Here is a 16,452-nt window from a genome sequence, read left to right as displayed (position 1 = left end):
GGGATGCGTTTCGATCCCCCAAAATCCTTTCCAGAGATAATCATGGCTTTCCGTCTTTATGACCTGCCGGAAATCGAACCAAGCCGATCCGTCGGTTTTTCCGGCAACCGGATCGACCGCCAATCCGAAAAGCGGCAGGATGATTCGGCCTTCACGGCGCTGGAACTTCCCCAAACCCGAATCATGCTGCTGGGCGGCAACAGGCTGCTTCTCGACTATGCCGATGAGAAAGCGCCGCGCGCCTTGTTCCGCTTCGGCGAGGCGAAGGAATTTGCGCCCGACCTGCAGGAGCCTGTTCTGCTCGGGCTTCAGGACGGAATGCCGCTTGTGGCATTGACGACGCAGCTCGATCCGGAAGCGATGGAAGCGCCTTTCCGGATGCAGGACTATCGCAGCATCTATACGGAGGGGCTGGTGTCTGCCGAACTGCTTGGCGCGCTAGCACACGCAGCAGCACTCACCGCATGGCACGCCAATCACCGTTTCTGCGGACGATGCGGCACGAAAACCGAAATGCGCGCCGGTGGCGCCAAGCGGCAATGCCCCAATTGCGGCGCGGAGCATTTTCCGCGTACCGATCCGGTGGCGATCATGCTGCCGGTGCGCGGCGAAAAATGCATTCTTGCCCGTGGGCCGCATTTTGCGCCCGGCTCCTATTCCTGTCTCGCGGGCTTTATCGAGCATGGCGAAACAATCGAGGCAGCCGTGCGCCGGGAAAGCGTGGAGGAAATGGGGCTCGCCATCGGCCGTGTCGCCTATCATGCGAGCCAGCCCTGGCCGTTCCCCTATTCGCTGATGATCGGCTGCCATGCAGAGGTTTTGAGCGACGATTTCACCATCGACCGTTCGGAGCTGGAAGACGGCCGCTGGTTCTCGAAGGCTGAAGTGCGCACCATGCTCGAAGGCACGCATGAAAACGGGCTGCGGGTGCCGCCATCCGGCGCCATCGCAACCCATCTGATAAGGGCGTGGGCCTACGACCCGAGCTGACTACTCAGCGGCAAGTAGCTGTGTGCCGCGAATATCGCTGCCCTGATAGACGCCGAGGATGCGGACTTCCTTCGTGAAGAAGCGCAGTTCTTCCAGCGCAAGCTTCAGATTGGCATCTTCCGGATGCCCTTCGACATCGGCATAGAACTGCGTGGCGATGAAACGCCCGCCGATCTGGTAGCTTTCGAGCTTGGTCATGTTGATGCCGTTGGTGGCGAAACCGCCCAGCGCCTTGTAGAGCGCTGCCGGGACGTTGCGCACGCGAAAGACAAAAGTCGTCACGATCCGCTCGCCGTTTTCGGGACGCGGCGCCCATTGGCTGTTCTTGGACAGGACCACGAAACGGGTCACATTGTCTTCCGAATCCTCGACATTTTCTTCCAGGATATCGAGGCCATAGAGATCGGCGGCAAGGCGCGGCGCCAATGCCGCCATGGAGCGGTCCTTCATGTCGGCGACGAGACGCGCAGCTCCTGCCGTATCGCCCGCGATGACGCCCTTCCAGCCATTCTGGCGGATGACGTTGCGGCACTGGCCGAGCGCGTGGACATGGCTGTGCACGGTCTTGATTTCCTCCCGTTTGACGCCCGGAAGCACCATGAGCTGGAAATGGATCGGCAGGAAATATTCGCCGACGATATGCATGTCGGCGAGCGGCAGCAGATAATGAATATCGGCGACGCGACCGGCCAGCGTGTTTTCGATCGGGATCATCGCGAGGTCGGCGGCGCCGGTTTCAACCGCGTTGAAGGCATCCTCGAAAGTCGGGCACGGCAGAGGCTCCATGTCGGGAAACATGTTGCGGCACGCCGTATCGGAGTTTGCGCCCGCTTCACCCTGGAAGGAAATCCTGTTGGTTTTCATCGTGTCCATGCTTTCTCAATTGCCGCCAAACGACGGTCGTCAGATACCCTTTGCGACAAGAAGGCGCGCACGGTCAAGATCGGCCTGCGTGTCAACGCCGAGCGGCACCGTCTTCACCAGTTCCACATCGATGCGCATTCCAGCTTCGAGCGCCCGCAATTGCTCCAGTTTCTCGCGCTTTTCCAGCGGCGATGGCCCGAGCTTCACAAAGCGCTCCAGTGCCGAGCGGCGATAGGCGTAAAGGCCGATATGGTGATAGAGCGGACCTTCACCATAGGGCGCGGTTGCGCGAGTGAAATAGAGCGCGCGCAGGCGGCTGTTGCCTGCCAGCGGCGAGCCGACGATCTTCACCACGCTCGGATTGGTCTTTTCCGATTCTTCCTCGATTTCGACGCCGAGCGTCGCAATGTCAGCAGGTCCGTCTTCCAGCGGCAGAAGCGCGCGCCGGATGATGTCGGGATCAATGGTCGGCAGGTCCCCCTGAACGTTCACCACCGCATCGACCTCACCCGCGGGATCGACTTTCAAAAGCGCTTCATAGATGCGGTCCGAACCGGATTCGTGATCCTCCCGCGTCATGATGGCTTCGTGGCCATGCGCGGTCACGACCGAAAAAATCTCCTCGCTGTCGGTTGCAACCACCGTCCGGCCCAGCTTTGCAGCAGCAGCACGATCGGCCACATGGACGATCATCGGCTTGCCGCAAATATCGGCGAGCGGCTTGTTCGGCAGGCGCGTGGAGGCCATCCGTGCGGGAATCAGCGTGAGGGTCTTTAAGGTCTGCAGCATGATGGCCTCTTGAGAAGAAATAAGGTCGCGAACGCCTTGTACCGCGCTTCGCCGGTGCTGGAAATGCATCAAAAGTGTCAAAAAGTCACGGGTCCGGTCCCCTTTATTAGTGTTGCATCGCCCTGGCAAAAGACCTAGTTTCCGCCCGATGCCGGGGAGAGAATTGCGACCTTTATTAAAGGCTTGCATGCCGGCTAGGAGAGCGTTCTCGGGGAGAGCGTTTTGGTAGAGGGAGCGCTGACCGGCGATGAATTCAACCCGGACTAACAAGTTTATCATGGCTTTTCTGGCAACGGTATTCGTTGTCATGACAACGGGCATCCTGTCCGATTCGCTGTTTCACTCGCCTGCGCCTGAAAAGCCGGGCTTTGCCATCGAAGCGGCGGAAGCCTCCACCGGTGAAGGAGGAGCTGCACCGGCCAAGGAAGAAGTTTCGATCGCAACCTTGCTGCAGTCTGCCGATCCGGCACGCGGTGAAGCCGTCTTCAAGCGTTGCGCGGCATGTCATACCGGTGAAAAGGGTGGCGCCAACAAGGTCGGTCCGCATCTGTGGGATGTCGTGAACCGCCCGGCTGCCTCCGTTGAAGGTTTTGGCTATTCGGCTGCGATGAAGGAATTCGGCGCTGCGGGCAACAAGTGGGACTTTGAGCATCTCAACAAGTTCCTGACCTCGCCGAAGGGCTTCATCAAGGGCACGGCCATGGGCTTTGCCGGCGACAAGAAAGACAATGAGCGCGCCGATCTGATCGCTTATCTGCGCACGCTGTCCGACAATCCGGCTCCGTTGCCAGCCGCCGATGCGGCACCTGCTGAAGGTGGCGATGCAAAGCCAGCCGAAGGCGAAAAGCCCGCTGAAGGCAATGCACCGGCAGGCGGGGAGCAGAAGCCTGCGGAACCGGCACCGGCGAATTAAGCCGACGACACGGAATGACGATCAAAGCCCGGCTCGCCGGGCTTTTTTCTTGCCCGCATCAAATTTATTGTCCGCATGCCTTTCTTCCTCCGCAAAAACCCATAAGACTTCATCCTAATATATCCGAAACAGAGACGGAGAAGGCTGGATGAGAGCTTTTTGGGCGGGTGCGTTCGCGGTGGCCATGCTTGCGGGCACGGTTTCAATGGTTCGCGCAAATGATGCGGAACCCCAATGGCGCTATTCTTCCAGCCTGCTTGGCGAGCCCAAATATCCAGCCGATTTCAAGCATTACGACTATGTGAACCCGGATGCGCCGAAAGGCGGCACGCTGAATATGGTTGCCGTCGGCACCTTCGACAGCCTCAATCCCTTCGTGGTGCAAGGGGTTCCTGCCGCAGGACTGTCGGACTTCGGCGGCGGGATGCTTTACGATACGCTGATGACGGATTCGCTAGATCAGGGATCGACGCAATATCCGCTGATTGCCGAAGCGCTCCAATATCCCGACGATTTTTCGTGGGTGAAGTTCAAGCTCAATCCAAACGCCAAATGGCATGACGGCCAGCCGATCACGGTCGATGACGTGATCTGGTCGTTCGATGTGCTGAAGAAGCAGTCGCCCTTGTACAACAAATATTATGGCGACGTGGAGAAGGCAGAAAAGACCGGCGAACATGAGGTGAAATTCACCTTCAGCCAAAAGGGCAACCGCGAACTGCCGCAGATCATGGGACAGCTTGCCGTTCTGCCCAAGCACTGGTGGGAGGGCAAGGACGCGCAGGGCAGGCAGCGCGACATCACCCGCCCGACGCTCGAAATCCCGCTCGGCTCCGCCGCCTACAAGATCGAGAGCATGACGCCCGGACGCTCGATCACCTGGGCGCGCGTTGACGACTATTGGGGCAAGGATTTGGCCGTCAATGTGGGGCGCAACAATTTCGACCGGCTGCGCTATGAATATTATTTCAACGAGGACGCGACCTGGGAAGCCTTCAAGAAGGGCGGCCAGTATGACTATCGTCTGGAAAACCGCATCCAGCGCTGGATGGAGCAGTATAATTTCCCCGCAGTGCAACGCGGCGATGTCGTGAAGGCGTCTTTCCCCTACCATGCGGTCGGGCGGATGCAGGGTTATTTCCTCAATATGCGCCGCGACAAGTTCAAGGACCCGAAAGTGCGTCAGGCGCTGACTTACGCCTTTGACTTCGAATCGATGAACCGCCTGCTGTTCTTCAACCAGTACAAGCGCATCAACAGCTATTTCGCGGGCAATGAACTGGAACTGAGCGGCCCGCCGACGCCCGCAGAACAGGCCATTCTGGAAACGGTGAAGGATTCGCTTCCTGCCGATGCGCTGACCAAGGAATTCAAGCTGCCGGTCTATGACACGCCGCAGGCGACGCGCGACAACCTGCGCACCGCCCTGAAACTCTTTTCGGAAGCAGGCTGGACATTGCAGGGCAACAAGCTCGTCGATGCCAAGGGCAATCCATTCACCATCGAGTTTCTCGGCAAGGACCCGACGGACGAGCGCATCTACAATCCATTCGCGGCAAGCCTGCGCAAGATCGGCATCAACGCCACCGTGCGCATCGTCGACACAGCCCAGTATCAGGCCCGCGTCAATGATTTCGACTATGATGTCATCACCTCAGTCATCCCGCAGACGGCTTCACCGGGCAATGAGCAGCGCGACATGTGGGGCTCCAAGGCCGCCGACTTCAAGGGCAGCCGCAATTATGCGGGTATCCAGAACCCCGCCATCGACAAGCTGATCGACCGCGTCATCTATGCCAAGGACCGCGACGAGCTGGTCGCTTCCACCCATGCGCTCGACCGCGCGCTTCTGTGGAACTATTACGTCATTCCGCAATGGTATTCCGACAAGATCAACGTGGCTTACTGGAATAAATTCGGAATGCCTGAAAAGCAGCCCGACTATGTTGGGATTGACCCGTTCTCCTGGTGGATAGACCCTGCGAAGGAAGCCAAGCTCAAGACCGGCAGTGAATGAGGGCCGAACGGGAATGACAATCCTTCGCATGAACCGCCGCCATTTTCTGGGGTTTTCGGGAAGTGCCGCTTTTGCGGCCTTCCTGCCACCGAGAGCCATTGCCGACATACCGACAGGCAGGGCGCTGCACGGACTTTCGGCTTTCGGTGACCTGAAATACGGTCCCGATTTTCAGCATTTCGACTATGCCAGCCCCGAAGCGCCGAAAGGCGGCACGTTCAATTTCGCGCCGTCGAGCTGGATCTGGAACCAGAATACCGACACGTTCAACACGCTCAACACCTTCACCTTCAAGGGCGATGCGCCGCCGCGCGTGGAACTGACCTTCGATACGCTGATGGCTTCGGCGCTGGACGAGCCGGATTCCGTCTATGGCCTGATCGCGGAAAGCGCGACGCTTTCCAAAGACCGGCGCAGTTGCACCTTCAAGCTTCGCAAGGAAGCGCGTTTTCACGACGGTTCGCCGATCGAGGCGAAGGACGTGGTGTTCACCTATACGACCATCAAGCAGAAAGGCCATCCGACACTGCGCCAATATCTGGCAGGTGTGGAAAAGGTGGAGGCAACCGGCAAGCACGAAGTGCGTCTGCGCGTCGTAGAGGGGCGCGGCGCGAACGCCCTTCTCGATGCGGTTGTCGTGCCGATTCTGTCGGAAAACTGGTTCAAGGATCGTGACTTTGAAGCCACGACCATGGAGCCGGTGCTGGGTTCCGGCGCCTATAAGATCGGCAATTTCGCCGCCGGTCAGTTCATCGAATATGACCGCGTAGAGGATTATTGGGGCAAAGACCTGCCGGTGCAGAAAGGCTTCAACCATTTCGACCGCATTCGCATCGAATTTTTCCGCGATCGCCAGCCGCAATTCGAAGCCTTCAAGAAGGGCAACATCGATTATCGCGAGGAGACCGTCTCCAAGAATTGGGCGACGGCCTATGATTTCCCGGCCATCCAGCAGGGAAAGGTCATCAAACGCACCTTTCCGAAAGAAAAGCGCCCGCTGATGCAGGCCTGGGCGCTGAACCAGCGCCGCGAGCGGTTCCGTGATCCGCGTGTGCGCGAGGCAATTGCGCTCTGCTTCGACTTCGAATGGACCAACGAGCATCTGTTCTACAACATTTATACCCGTTCGCAATCCTGCTTTCAGGGATCGGATTTTCAGGCAAGCGGCCTGCCGACACCCGATGAGCTGAAGGTGCTTGAACGCTATCGCGGCAAGCTGCCCGACGCCATTTTCGGCGAAGCCGTGCTGATGCCGGTTTCCGACGGAACAGGACGGGACCGGAAACAGTTCGCAGAGGCCATCAAGCTGTTGGAGGCCGCGGGCTTCGAGCGCAAGAACGGTCAGTTCCACGACAAGGACGGATCGAAGTTCGCGCTGGAAATGCTCTCCAATTCCGAAGCTTTTACTCGGATCTATAATCCCTTTGCGCAGAAGCTGCGCGCCATCGGCATCGATGCAAGCCTGCGGCTTGTCGATGCTAGCCAGTATCAGGCGCGGCTGCAGGATTTCCAGTTCGACTTGGTGGGCATGGCGCTACAGTTCAGCCCCACGCCAACACAGGAATCGCTCGCCGGAATATTTGGTGCCGAATCGGCCAGGATGCCGGGCAGCTACAACCTTCCCGGCACGGAAGATCCGTTGATCGACGCGCTGATTGCGGATATCGGCGCAGCTTCGACGCGTGAGGAGTTCGTCGCCACGATGCGTGTGCTCGATCGGTACTTGCGTATCCGGCGCGACTGGATTCCAAATTGGACGTCAGCGAATCATCTCGCGGCCTATTGGGACCGGTTCGGTTTCAAGGAGCCGAAGCCCGATTACGGCTTCCCTGTCGAGATGCTGTGGTGGATTGATGAAGAAAAGGCAAGAGCTGTTGGCAAGCCATAAGACTGATCTGAACCTGCGGAGAAAAACGGGCTGATGGGCGCTTATATTCTCCGTCGCCTGCTTCTGATGATCCCGACGATTTTCGGCATCATGGCCATTTCCTTCGCCGTCGTTCAATTCGCCCCCGGCGGCCCGGTCGAGCGTGTGATCGCGCAGTTGTCGGGTCAGGGCGGCGATGCTCTTGACCGCCTTTCGGGTGGCGGCGGCGATTTCGGGCAAAGTGCCGTCGATAGCGGCTCAGTCAATTCCAAATATCGCGGCGCGCAGGGGCTGGACCCGCAATTCATCGCCGACCTTGAAAAGCAGTTCGGTTTCGACAAGCCGCCGCTGGAGCGCTTCGGACAGATGTTGTGGAACTATCTGCGCTTCGATTTCGGTCACAGCTATTTCCGCGACATCAGCGTGATTGATCTCATCAAGGAAAAGATGCCGGTTTCGATCTCGCTGGGCCTGTGGCTGACTTTTCTGTCCTACATGATCTCCATACCGCTCGGCATCCGCAAGGCGATCAAGGACGGTTCGCGCTTCGACACCTGGACCAGTGCCGTCATCATCGTCGGCTATGCCATTCCAAGCTTCCTGTTCGCCATCCTGCTGATCGTGCTTTTCGCGGGCGGCTCGTTCTTCGACTGGTTCCCGCTGCGCGGCCTCACTTCGCCCGAATTCGCGCAGATGTCGTTCTGGGGCAAGATCGGCGATTATCTTTGGCACATGGTTCTGCCGGTGACGGCACTGGTGCTTTCCGCCTTCGCCACGACGACGCTTCTCACCAAGAATTCGTTTCTGGAAGAAATCCGCAAGCAATATGTAACGACGGCCCGCGCCAAAGGGCTGACCGAGAACCAGGTTCTCTATCGTCACGTTTTCCGCAATGCGATGCTGATCGTTATTGCCGGTTTTCCGGGCGCGTTCATCTCGGCCTTCTTCACCGGCTCGCTTCTGATTGAAACCATCTTCTCGCTCGACGGACTTGGATTGCTCGGCTATCAGTCGGTCATCAACCGCGATTATCCGGTGGTGTTCGCCAACCTCTTCATCTTCTCGCTGATCGGCCTGCTGGTCGGCCTCCTGTCCGACCTTACCTATACATGGATCGATCCGCGCATCGATTTTGAGCGGAGGGACGTGTAATGACCGACACCACCCTCTCCGCCGCAAAGCCGGTAAAACGTCCGTTTCTGTCACCGCTCAACAAGCGCCGCTGGCAGAATTTCAAGGCCAACAAGCGCGGTTACTGGTCGCTGTGGATTTTCCTGTTCCTGCTTGTCGCAGCCCTTTTCTCCGAGTTCATCGCCAATGACCGGCCTATTCTCGTTTCCTACAAGGGCGAGCTGCTGATGCCGGTTTTCGTCGACTATCCGGAAGAAAAATTCGGCGGCTTTTATGCCGTCACCGACTATCGGGATCCGGTGATACAGGACGAGATCAACAATAATGGCTGGGCCATCTGGCCGCCGATCCGTTATTCCTACAACACCGTGAACAGCGAGATACCAGAAGCGGCCCCGTCGAAGCCGTTCTGGCTTTATTCGCCCGAAGAGCGCTGCCAGCGCTATCCACAAGGGGTGAGCGATCCCAATTGCCGTTTCGGTAATTTCAACCTGCTCGGCACCGACGATCAGGCCCGCGACGTCTTTGCGCGCGCGCTCTACGGTTTCCGCATTTCGGTGCTGTTCGGCCTCATCCTCACCTTCTTCTCGGCCATCATCGGCGTGACGGCTGGTGCGGTTCAGGGCTATTTCGGCGGCTGGGTCGATCTTCTGTTCCAGCGTTTCATTGAAATCTGGTCCTCGATCCCGGTTCTCTACCTGTTGCTGATTATCGCGGCGATATTGCCGCCCGGCTTCTGGGTCCTTCTCGGCATCATGCTTCTGTTCTCATGGGTCGCCTTCGTCGGCGTCGTGCGCGCGGAATTTTTGCGGGCGCGAAATTTTGAATATGTGAATGCGGCGCGCGCGCTCGGCGTGAAGAACGGCACCATCATGTGGCGGCATCTCCTGCCCAACGCCATGGTGGCGACGCTGACCTTCCTGCCTTTCATCCTGAACGGCTCGATCACCACGCTCACCTCGCTCGACTTCCTCGGTTTCGGCCTGCCGCCCGGCTCGGCTTCGCTGGGCGAACTTTTGGCCCAGGGCAAGAACAACCTGCAAGCGCCATGGCTCGGCATTACCGGCTTCGTGGTCATATCGCTGATGCTGTCGCTTCTGATCTTCATCGGTGAAGCAACACGTGATGCCTTCGATCCGCGAAAGGCATTTCAATGAGCGAGCCAATGAGCGGATCAATGAATAAAAACTTGCTGTCCGTCCGCGATCTGTCCGTCGCATTCCGCCAGAACGGTGAGGAACGCGTTTCTGTCGACCGCATATCCTTCGACATCGCCGAAGGCGAAACGGTGGCACTCGTCGGCGAATCGGGTTCAGGCAAATCCGTTTCGGCCTTGTCCGTCCTGAAACTGCTGCCCTACCCTTCCGCCAGCCATCCTTCCGGGGAAATTCTTTTCAACGGCAAGGATCTGATGAAGGCCTCGGAGCCGGAACTGCGGCGTGTGCGCGGCAACGACATCACGATGATTTTTCAGGAGCCGATGACCTCGCTCAATCCGCTGCACAGTGTGGAGCGGCAGATCGGCGAAATCCTGAAAATGCACCAAGGCATGGGCGACGCCCAGGCACGGGCACGCACGCTTGAACTTCTGCACGAAGTTGGCATTCGCGAACCGGAAAAGCGCCTGACCGCTTTCCCGCACCAGCTTTCCGGCGGTCAGCGCCAGCGCGTCATGATCGCGATGGCCTTGGCCAACAAGCCAAAGCTGCTGATTGCCGACGAGCCGACCACCGCCCTCGACGTTACCGTGCAGGCGCAGATATTGAAGCTGCTTGCCGAACTGAAAGCCGCACAGGGCATGTCGATGCTGTTCATCACCCACGATCTCGGCATCGTGCGCAAGATCGCCGACAAGGTCTGCGTGATGAGCAAGGGCAAGATCGTTGAGGTCGGACCGACCCAAGGGATTTTCGAGAACCCGCAGCATCCTTACACCAAGCACCTGCTTGCCGCCGAACCGAAAGGCGAACCGCCCGCTGCGGACCCGGCTGCGAAAACGGTGATGGAAGGCAAGGACATTCGCGTCTGGTTCCCGATCAAGAAAGGTTTCTTGCGCAAGACCGTCGACCATGTGAAGGCGGTGGACGGCATCGATGTGAACTTGCGCGCCGGACAGACGCTCGGCGTCGTTGGCGAATCCGGTTCCGGCAAGACGACATTGGGACTAGCGCTTTCGCGGATGATTTCATCCAAGGGTGAGATCAATTTCGACGGTCGCGATATCGCGAAGTTCAGCTTCAAGGACATGCGCCCGCTGCGCCGGGAAATGCAGATCGTGTTTCAGGACCCGTTCGGCTCGCTGTCGCCGCGCATGACCATCGCTGACATCATCGCCGAAGGACTTCTCGTGCATGAGCCCAAGCTTTCCGCAGATGACCGCGATGCCCGGGTGGTGGCAGCGCTCAATGAGGTGAACCTCGATCCTGAAACCCGTTTCCGCTATCCGCACGAATTTTCCGGCGGCCAGCGCCAGCGCATCGCGATTGCACGCGCCATGGTGCTGAACCCGAAATTCGTCATGCTGGACGAGCCAACCTCGGCGCTCGACATGAGCGTGCAGGCGCAGGTGGTCGATCTGTTGCGCGCATTGCAGCAGAAGCACGACCTAGCCTATCTTTTCATAAGCCACGATCTGAAAGTGGTGCGGGCGCTGGCAAATGATGTGCTGGTGATGCGCAACGGCAAGGCGGTCGAATATGGCGCGGCAAAGGATGTGTTTGCCAATCCGCAGACCGATTATACCAAGGCGTTGATGGCTGCTGCTTTCCATATGGAGGCAACACAGGGAGGGGTAAAACAATGAGCGAAACCAAGGGCAATATTCTTCTCGCGATCACCGACTGGGACCCGGAAATCTGGCTGAAGACATTTCGGGACCATGCGCCGGACCGTCCGGTGGTGACGGATCGTGCGGAAAACGACCCTTCCGTCCAATATGCGCTGGTCTGGAAGCAAAAGCCCGGTTCGCTTGCGAACCTGCCCAACCTGAAAGTCATCTTCTCGCTGGGCGCGGGCGTCGATCACGTCTTCCGCGACGACCGGATTCCCGATGTGCCATTGGTGCGCATCATCTCTGACGATCTTACCATGCGCATGACGGAATATGTCGTCTGGCAGGTGCTGGATCACCACCGTCTCGGACAGCGCTATCGCAAGCAGCAGCAGAACCATGTCTGGCACGAGGATCGCCGCCAGCCCGCCGCGCATGAAGTGACGGTCGGCATCATGGGGCTTGGCGTATTAGGGCGCGATGCGGCCGAAAAGCTGAAGGTGCTCGGCTTCAATGTCACAGGCTGGAGCCGCCGGCCGCAAGAGATCGATGGCGTGCAGACTTATCACGGCAAGGACGGCTTTGGAAAATTCCTCAAGGCGCCGGATATCTTTGTCTGTCTGCTGCCGCTGACGCCCGACACCAAGGGCATCCTCTCCATGTCAATGTTCGCGCAACTGAAGAGCGACGGGCCGCTCGGCGCTCCGGTGCTGATCAATGCCGGGCGCGGCGGATTGCAAAATGAGGCGGATATTCTGGCCGCGCTCGATCGCGGTCTTCTGTCGGCAGCGTCGCTCGATGTGTTCACGCAGGAACCGCTGCCAACCAGCAGCCCGCTTTGGGATCATCCGCGCGTGACGATCACCCCGCATGCGGCGGCGAGCTCATCCGCAACCGCTCTTGTGCCGCAGATCATCCGGCAGATCGAAGCGTTCGAGCGCGACGGCACGCTGGAACATGTCGTGGATCGTTCAACTCAATATTGACCGATCCAGATAGCCCCATCCTCGCCGACCGTCACACGATGGCCGGCGAGTTGCTTTTGCGCCTCCCGGTCAAGCTCAATGGCAATCGGCACGTCATGGCCCATTTCACGGGCAACGATGAGGCCAAGCAGCAGGATTGCATCAGGCTCGTGCAGGACAATGGCTGCGGGCGCGTGGCCGCTATGGACCAGTTCCAGCAGGACGGCAGCGGCTGACGACGAACCGATGGTTCCTGGCAGGCACAGCACGCGCCCGGCGATGCTTTGCCCATGTTCTGGATGGCGCACATCGGCAATCCGCCCGCTTTTCGGATCGACACCGCCCCAGAAGCTGATCGGCGCGGAGAGAACCAGCGCCTCCGCTTCCGCGCCTTTTCCGGCAACAAGGATCGAGGTTTCGAGCCCGCTCATACCGCTTGTCCCTCAAAAATGGGACGCCCCATGACAGCACTTTCCACGCATTCCTCCAGCGAGCCATACAGCACGCCGTAGCCGGTATTGCCGGGCGCATAATGGGCGAACTTGCCGGAATTGGTCATCAGGACGGCATCATCTTTAGCTGGCAAAATAGGCGTTACCAGCACACATGTATCAGCGACGATGATGACGCCCGCCTTTTCCAGCTCCTGCCTGCGCCCGCCCTTTTCCAGTTCAGCCAGCGCATGACGCCCGGTGCAGGCATAAAGCGGCACAGCGAGCTTGCGTTCCGCGATGGCTCGCTCCAAGCGGTCGAATTCCGTTATCGAAAGATGCGGACTGCCGATGGCGACCGCATCGATATGATCGACCCGTTCGACCGTCGAGAGCCGCTTGCGCGTCATCTCGATCATGTCTCGCGTGACCCGAATGACACCTTCCGGCTCCTGATGCTGCAAGGCCGTTTCAAGATCGGGCGCTTCCGGCGTCACGCCCGCGATATGGAACAGACCGACGGCACCAACCGACGCCGACGCCGCACCGAAAGCCTTGAGATCGTCCTCATCGGGATGGACAGGACTGCCAGCGACGACACCGATATTCGTGCCCACGCTGCGTCCGAACAGATTGCCGAGAATGGGCCAGGCCACCTCGGACGACAGGAAGCCAGGATCGAGCGCCGAAATATCGATCACCACGGTAGCGCGGCGGTTTTCGGGCCGGTGCAGGCCATAATCCGGCGCGCGGCCTGCAATGGCGCAGGCGATATCCAGAAAATCGCCATAGCGATTGGTGCGCGCGCCCAGAACCGAATTGCAGAACACGACCGCATTGGATTCGCCCCATGCGACATCGGTTCCCTGTGCTGGCCTGTGGCCGGCCTGATAAGGCGCGCAGGTCCATGTCGGCTCGCAGCCAAGCTTGATGTAGGCGCGCATCATACGCCTGGCCATATCCGCCTCGTGAGCCGGCAAATGATTATGCGAGCAGCCTGTCAGATCGATGGAACCGACATTGAGTGTGGCGCGCACCCTGACCTTCGCGCCGCCCTCTACAAGCTTCTCAGCAAAAAGCGTTCCGCTATCGCCGTGATAGAGGGCACCGTCGATATGCGCCGATGCGACAGGGATAAGACGCGGCGCACCCATAAGCCGCGCAGTGTCGGCTACGATGCGCATCGCCATCGCAGCGCCTTCCCCCTGATCGCCAGCCGCTATCGACCGCTCTTCATCGGTTAATGTCAGTGCCACGCGTGATCTCCTTGCGCATGGTTATGGATGTGGGGCGGCTATAGCCCGGATGCGCGGTTTCCGCGATCTTGCGATATCCGAGCTTCTCAAACACCGCCCGATTGCGCGCAAGCTCGATACGCACCTGCAACTCAATCGAGGGCTTGCCTTTTGCAAGCGCAACATCTTCCGCCTTTTGCATCAGCAATCGCCCAATGCCTCGTCCCTCAAAAGCGGATGCGACGGCAAGCTTGTCGAGATAAAAGCCCTCGGCCTTTTCCCGTATGAAGACACAGCCGACAAGTCTGCCATCAAGGAAGGCTGCAAAGCCGGTTTCTTCCTCGGCCTTCTGCCGCAAATTTTCCGCCGTCAGCAAACCTACTGACGAGGGCGGATCGATCACGCCGTCCATATAGGCGAAGCTGTCGCGGATCATGCCGAGCAATTCTTCCCACTGCCCGAAATTCCCGCCAATAACTTCGACACGCAGAGCCGTCATTTCGGTTTGCGCGCCTTGTAACGGATGGTTTCGAAACGGACATTCAGCGCATTATAGAGCAGCAAGCGCCCGACCAGCGGCTCGCCGATGCCGGTGATGAGCTTGATAACTTCCATTGCCTGCAGGCTGCCGATCACACCCGGCAGGACGCCCAGCACTCCGGCTTCCGCACAGGTCGGCACCGTTCCGGGCGGCGGCGCTTCCGGGAAAAGATCGCGATAGGACGGGTTGGGCGTGCCGTCGGGGCCGGTCGCGTAAGGCATCAGCACCGTGACAGTGCCATCGAAACGGCCCATGGCGCCGGTCACCAGCGGGCGACCGACTTTGGCAGCGGCATCGGCCAGAATATAGCGCGTGGTGAAATTGTCGGAACCATCCACCACAACGTCGTAATTGCCGATGAGGGCTTCGGCATTGTCCGCATCGAGGCGAAACTGATGACCTTCAACCTTTACATGCGGGTTGATGCGGGCAATGGTGGAAAGCGCGCTTGCCACCTTCGGCTGGCCGATGCTTTGCGTATCGTGAATGACCTGACGTTGCAGGTTCGACAGCGAAACCGTGTCGTCATCGACAATGCCGAGCGTGCCGACGCCCGCAGCCGCCAGATATTGCAGCACCGGCGCGCCAAGCCCACCAGCACCGACAATCAGCACGCGGGCGGCCTTCAGCTTCTGCTGGCCCGGGCCACCGATTTCCGGCAGCACGATATGGCGCGCATAGCGTTCAAGTTCTTCGGATGAAAAAGGCTTCGATGGTGCGTTCATGGTCGGCAAACATATGCCTCTGCCGACCCGCTGTCAGCGGATATTTTGCCTCAGAGCGGGGTAAGCGTGCCAGCCGCCACATTGAAAAATTGCGCTTCCCCTTCAAGCGCCTCAAAAAGCGCCCGATCAGTGCCGGTCATGAAAGCCTGCCCGCCAAGTTCATCCAGAATGCCGAACAGCGCTGCACGGCGTCCCGTATCGAGATGCGCGGCGATTTCATCGAGCAGGAGGATCGGCGCCATGCCGGAAAGTTCTGCCGTCAGCCGCGCATGGGCGAGAACCAGACCGATCAGCAATGCCTTTTGCTCGCCCGTGGAACAGAGCGCGGCAGGCATTGCCTTGGGTCTGTGCTGGACAATCAGGTCGGTACGATGCGGGCCTTCCAGCGTGCGGCCCGCCGCCCGGTCGCGCGCGCGGCCATCACGCAGAATGCGGCGGAAATCTTCTTCGAGGTCAAGCGCCGCCTCGACATTGATTCTCTGCTCCAGCGCGCCTTCCAGAAAGCAATCGGCCTTCGGAAACGGTCCTTCAGCAGGAAGTCGTTCGATCATCGCCGCGATCAGACGCATGGCCTCGGCGCGGGCGGCAGCGATGGCTGTGCCAAGCTCTGCCATTTGGCTTTCAATCGCATCCAGCCATTGGCCGTCACTGTTGCCGTCGCTCAGCAGCCGGTTGCGGCTGCGCATCGCCTTCTCATAATCAAGCACCCGCTTGCCATGAGCCGTATCGATGGCCAGCACCATGCGGTCGAGAAAACGCCGCCGATCAGAAGCGCCGCCGGTGAACAGCCCATCCATGGACGGCACCACCCAGAGAATGCGCGCATAATCAAGCAGATCATCGCCGGAGGCCGCAACACCGTTGATACGGACCTTGCGGCCACCCTCGCCGCCGCCTGCGGTTCCGGTCCCGATTTCCGCCTCACCATAGATCATGCAGTCGAGCGCGGCATGGATTGCAAAGCCGTCGAGCGAATTGGTGCGCGCCACATCGTCATAAGCGGCGCGCCGCAGACCGCGCCCCGGCGACAGAAAGGAAACCGCTTCGATGAGATTGGTCTTGCCGGACCCGTTTTCGCCGGTCAGGACCACATGTCCTGGCCCAAGCGGCAGCGACAATTCCGCATAATTGCGGAAATTGACAAGCTTAAGCCGCCGGATCGAAACGCGATCCGGGCGGCTTTGATCAGGCTCCGAAGTATTCACTTTTCCGTT

15 protein-coding genes are annotated in these 16,452 nt (G+C 59.2%); 8 read left to right on the top strand and 7 right to left on the bottom strand.

Going from position 1 to position 16,452, the window contains the following annotated elements:
• Nucleotides 1–42: 42 nt before the first annotated feature.
• Nucleotides 43–990, top strand: a complete 948-nt coding sequence (gene nudC, locus F9K78_RS09800) for an NAD(+) diphosphatase (RefSeq protein WP_121986962.1) — start codon at nt 43–45, stop codon at nt 988–990.
• On the opposite strand, the gene F9K78_RS09795 is transcribed toward nudC, so the two are convergent.
• Both F9K78_RS09795 and F9K78_RS09790 read right to left on the bottom strand, forming a co-directional pair.
• Complete coding sequence (locus F9K78_RS09795) at nt 991–1,854, bottom strand: prephenate dehydratase (protein WP_121981411.1); 864 nt, start codon at nt 1,852–1,854, stop codon at nt 991–993.
• A gap of 39 nt (nt 1,855–1,893) precedes the next feature.
• A complete protein-coding gene (locus tag F9K78_RS09790; RefSeq protein WP_121987042.1) occupies nt 1,894–2,643 on the bottom strand; it encodes a 3-deoxy-manno-octulosonate cytidylyltransferase in 750 nt (249 codons plus the stop codon).
• A 247-nt stretch (nt 2,644–2,890) separates the two neighbouring features.
• Between F9K78_RS09790 and F9K78_RS09785 the strand changes: the two genes are divergently transcribed.
• The 7 genes from F9K78_RS09785 to F9K78_RS09755 all read left to right on the top strand — a co-directional run bounded on the left by F9K78_RS09785 (nt 2,891) and on the right by F9K78_RS09755 (nt 12,327).
• A complete protein-coding gene (locus F9K78_RS09785; protein ID WP_121981335.1) occupies nt 2,891–3,556 on the top strand; it encodes a c-type cytochrome in 666 nt (221 codons plus the stop codon).
• Nucleotides 3,557–3,704: 148 nt separating this feature from the next.
• A complete protein-coding gene (locus F9K78_RS09780) occupies nt 3,705–5,573 on the top strand; it encodes an extracellular solute-binding protein (protein ID WP_121986963.1) in 1,869 nt (622 codons plus the stop codon).
• 13 nt (nt 5,574–5,586) lie between these two features.
• The gene (locus F9K78_RS09775; protein ID WP_121986964.1) at nt 5,587–7,461 is read left to right on the top strand and encodes an extracellular solute-binding protein; all 1,875 of its coding nucleotides are present in this window, start codon (nt 5,587–5,589) and stop codon (nt 7,459–7,461) included.
• 33 nt (nt 7,462–7,494) lie between these two features.
• On the top strand, nt 7,495–8,592 hold the full coding sequence (locus F9K78_RS09770; RefSeq protein ID WP_121986965.1) for a microcin C ABC transporter permease YejB: 1,098 nt from the start codon (nt 7,495–7,497) through the stop codon (nt 8,590–8,592).
• Nucleotides 8,592–9,728, top strand: a complete 1,137-nt coding sequence (locus tag F9K78_RS09765) for an ABC transporter permease (protein WP_122066369.1) — start codon at nt 8,592–8,594, stop codon at nt 9,726–9,728. Before F9K78_RS09770 ends, F9K78_RS09765 begins: the two co-directional genes overlap by 1 nt.
• Nucleotides 9,729–9,748: 20 nt before the next feature.
• Nucleotides 9,749–11,374 (top strand): ABC transporter ATP-binding protein, encoded by a 1,626-nt coding sequence (locus F9K78_RS09760; RefSeq protein WP_121986967.1) that lies wholly within the window; start codon nt 9,749–9,751, stop codon nt 11,372–11,374.
• A complete protein-coding gene (locus F9K78_RS09755) occupies nt 11,371–12,327 on the top strand; it encodes a 2-hydroxyacid dehydrogenase (protein WP_121986968.1) in 957 nt (318 codons plus the stop codon). Before F9K78_RS09760 ends, F9K78_RS09755 begins: the two co-directional genes overlap by 4 nt.
• Here F9K78_RS09755 and F9K78_RS09750 read toward each other — a convergent pair.
• From F9K78_RS09750 to recF, 5 genes are read right to left on the bottom strand one after another with little or no spacing between them, the layout of a single operon-like run.
• On the bottom strand, nt 12,318–12,737 hold the full coding sequence (locus F9K78_RS09750) for an aconitase X swivel domain-containing protein (RefSeq protein ID WP_121986969.1): 420 nt from the start codon (nt 12,735–12,737) through the stop codon (nt 12,318–12,320). The genes F9K78_RS09755 and F9K78_RS09750 overlap by 10 nt on opposite strands.
• Nucleotides 12,734–13,993 (bottom strand): aconitase X, encoded by a 1,260-nt coding sequence (locus F9K78_RS09745; protein WP_186443317.1) that lies wholly within the window; start codon nt 13,991–13,993, stop codon nt 12,734–12,736. The genes F9K78_RS09750 and F9K78_RS09745 overlap by 4 nt, the downstream gene beginning before the upstream one ends.
• Nucleotides 13,971–14,471 (bottom strand): GNAT family N-acetyltransferase, encoded by a 501-nt coding sequence (locus F9K78_RS09740; RefSeq protein WP_122066370.1) that lies wholly within the window; start codon nt 14,469–14,471, stop codon nt 13,971–13,973. Before F9K78_RS09740 ends, F9K78_RS09745 begins: the two co-directional genes overlap by 23 nt.
• Nucleotides 14,468–15,238 carry a molybdopterin-synthase adenylyltransferase MoeB gene (locus F9K78_RS09735; protein ID WP_121986971.1) on the bottom strand — a complete coding sequence of 257 codons (771 nt, stop codon included), beginning with the start codon at nt 15,236–15,238 and terminating at the stop codon, nt 14,468–14,470. The genes F9K78_RS09740 and F9K78_RS09735 overlap by 4 nt, the downstream gene beginning before the upstream one ends.
• A gap of 50 nt (nt 15,239–15,288) precedes the next feature.
• Nucleotides 15,289–16,443 carry a DNA replication/repair protein RecF gene (recF, locus tag F9K78_RS09730; RefSeq protein ID WP_121986972.1) on the bottom strand — a complete coding sequence of 385 codons (1,155 nt, stop codon included), beginning with the start codon at nt 16,441–16,443 and terminating at the stop codon, nt 15,289–15,291.
• Nucleotides 16,444–16,452: the final 9 nt, after the last annotated feature.

The sequence above is a fragment of the Brucella pseudintermedia genome (genome assembly GCF_008932435.1).
GTDB classification, from domain to species: domain Bacteria; phylum Pseudomonadota; class Alphaproteobacteria; order Rhizobiales; family Rhizobiaceae; genus Brucella; species Brucella pseudintermedia.
The sequence above is the reverse complement of the archived record's forward strand: the minus strand, read 5'-3'. Positions and strand labels throughout refer to the sequence as shown.

Excerpts from the sequence above, each read along its gene's own strand:
- F9K78_RS09790 (WP_121987042.1), bottom strand. The coding sequence starts at position 2,643 with ATGCTGCAGACCTTAAAGACCCTCACGCTGATTCCCGCACGGATGGCC.
- F9K78_RS09780 (WP_121986963.1), top strand. The coding sequence starts at position 3,705 with ATGAGAGCTTTTTGGGCGGGTGCGTTCGCGGTGGCCATGCTTGCGGGC.
- F9K78_RS09740 (WP_122066370.1), bottom strand. The coding sequence starts at position 14,471 with ATGACGGCTCTGCGTGTCGAAGTTATTGGCGGGAATTTCGGGCAGTGG.
- F9K78_RS09770 (WP_121986965.1), top strand. The coding sequence starts at position 7,495 with ATGGGCGCTTATATTCTCCGTCGCCTGCTTCTGATGATCCCGACGATT.
- F9K78_RS09760 (WP_121986967.1), top strand. The coding sequence starts at position 9,749 with ATGAATAAAAACTTGCTGTCCGTCCGCGATCTGTCCGTCGCATTCCGC.
- F9K78_RS09755 (WP_121986968.1), top strand. The coding sequence starts at position 11,371 with ATGAGCGAAACCAAGGGCAATATTCTTCTCGCGATCACCGACTGGGAC.
- F9K78_RS09765 (WP_122066369.1), top strand. The coding sequence starts at position 8,592 with ATGACCGACACCACCCTCTCCGCCGCAAAGCCGGTAAAACGTCCGTTT.
- F9K78_RS09775 (WP_121986964.1), top strand. The coding sequence starts at position 5,587 with ATGACAATCCTTCGCATGAACCGCCGCCATTTTCTGGGGTTTTCGGGA.
- F9K78_RS09785 (WP_121981335.1), top strand. The coding sequence starts at position 2,891 with ATGAATTCAACCCGGACTAACAAGTTTATCATGGCTTTTCTGGCAACG.
- F9K78_RS09750 (WP_121986969.1), bottom strand. The coding sequence starts at position 12,737 with ATGAGCGGGCTCGAAACCTCGATCCTTGTTGCCGGAAAAGGCGCGGAA.
- F9K78_RS09795 (WP_121981411.1), bottom strand. The coding sequence starts at position 1,854 with ATGAAAACCAACAGGATTTCCTTCCAGGGTGAAGCGGGCGCAAACTCC.
- nudC (WP_121986962.1), top strand. The coding sequence starts at position 43 with ATGGCTTTCCGTCTTTATGACCTGCCGGAAATCGAACCAAGCCGATCC.
- F9K78_RS09735 (WP_121986971.1), bottom strand. The coding sequence starts at position 15,238 with ATGAACGCACCATCGAAGCCTTTTTCATCCGAAGAACTTGAACGCTAT.